Source organism: Streptomyces niveiscabiei, assembly GCF_001419795.1.
Taxonomy (GTDB): Bacteria; Actinomycetota; Actinomycetes; order Streptomycetales; family Streptomycetaceae; genus Streptomyces; species Streptomyces niveiscabiei.
This window is the reverse complement of record NZ_LIRL01001376.1, coordinates 1-1,308: the sequence shown is the minus strand read 5'-3', so window position 1 is coordinate 1,308 and position 1,308 is coordinate 1. Positions and strand designations below refer to the sequence as shown.

The window sequence follows — 1,308 nt, the reverse complement described above, 5'->3', positions numbered from 1 at the left end:
CCGCAAGGACGCCCGCCGCAACCAGCAAACCCTCCTCGACGCAGCCGCAGCCGTCTTCGTCACCTCCGGCGTGGACGCCCCCGTCCGCGAGATCGCCGCGCGCGCCGGCGTCGGCACGGGCACGGTCTACCGCCACTTCCCCACCCGCGCGGACCTGGTCATCGCGGTCTACCGCCACCAGGTCGACACGTGCGCCGAGGCGGGCCCCGCGCTCCTGGCCACGGCCCCCACCCCGTACGCCGCCCTCGCCGCGTGGACGGAGTTGTTCGTCGACTTCCTGGTCACCAAGCACGGCCTGGCGACGGCGATGCAGTCGGACAGCGGCTGCTACGGCACCCTCCACACGTACTTCCTGGACCGCCTCCTCCCCGTCTGCACCGACCTCCTGTCCGCCGCGACCGCCTCCGGCGAGATCGCCCCCGGCCTGGACGCCTACCAACTCCTGCGCGGCATCGGCAACTTGTGCGCGGGCGCGGAGAAGGACACCCGTTACGACGCCCGGCGCCTGGTGGCGCTGCTGGTCGCGGGACTGGGACAGCCCGAGGGCCGGCCCAGGTGACCGCGGACTCGGCCCGGACGGGCGGGAGTTCAGCTGGGGCAGCTCCAACCCGGCGCAAGAAAAGCGGCGTTCAGCCCAGGCAGCTCCAACCTGGCCCGAACAGCCCCGCGTTCACCCCAGATAGGGCGCGAACTTCGCGGTGACCGCCCCGCTGTCGTCCGTCGGCACACTCGACAGCACGCACGGGTTGGACCCCGTACAGGCCCCGCTCCAGCCCTTCATGACGTACCGGTACCCGGGGTCCTCCAGGACGGCGGTCAGGCTCAGCGGCCCCGTGACCTGGATCTGGCACGTCCTGGCGGCGTACCCGTCGCACAGCACCCGCCCCTGGGCGTCGTCGGCGGTGACGTGGGAGCTGGCGCGGCCCCCCGTGAGCTGGACGGTCAGCAGCGTGTACGCCGTCCCGCTGAGGTCGGCCGTGAGCGTCTTCCCGCCCGCCTCGACGCTGAGCCGCCCGCTGTCGGCGCCGAGCCTGCTCGGCGAGAACTCCACCGACACCGTGCAGGACGCGTGCCCCTCCAGCCGCTCCCCGCAGGTGCCGTCCGCGTACGAGAACGCGCCGCCCTCGGAGAGACGCGCGGGCCCGAGGTCGAGCGCGGCGTCGCCGGGGTTGGTGACGGTGAAGTCGAGCACGGGCGCGTCGCCGGCCGGGAAGACGTGCGTCATCCCGAACTCCCGTACGGACGGCTCGATCCGGGCGTCCCGCACGACCGGCGGCGTACTGCCCCCGCCGCCGGTCGTGCGGGACG

General features: G+C 73.8%; 2 protein-coding genes. One reads left to right on the top strand and one right to left on the bottom strand.

The genetic code is table 11. The annotated features are described in order from the left end of the window. A partial coding sequence (locus AOK24_RS44220) for a TetR/AcrR family transcriptional regulator (RefSeq protein ID WP_055725444.1) occupies positions 1-559 on the top strand: 559 nt, incomplete at its 5' end. A 111-nt stretch (positions 560-670) separates the two neighbouring features. On the opposite strand, the gene AOK24_RS44215 is transcribed toward AOK24_RS44220, so the two are convergent. Continuing rightward, positions 671-1,308: choice-of-anchor D domain-containing protein (locus AOK24_RS44215; RefSeq protein ID WP_055725443.1), on the bottom strand; the 638-nt coding region annotated here is incomplete at its 5' end.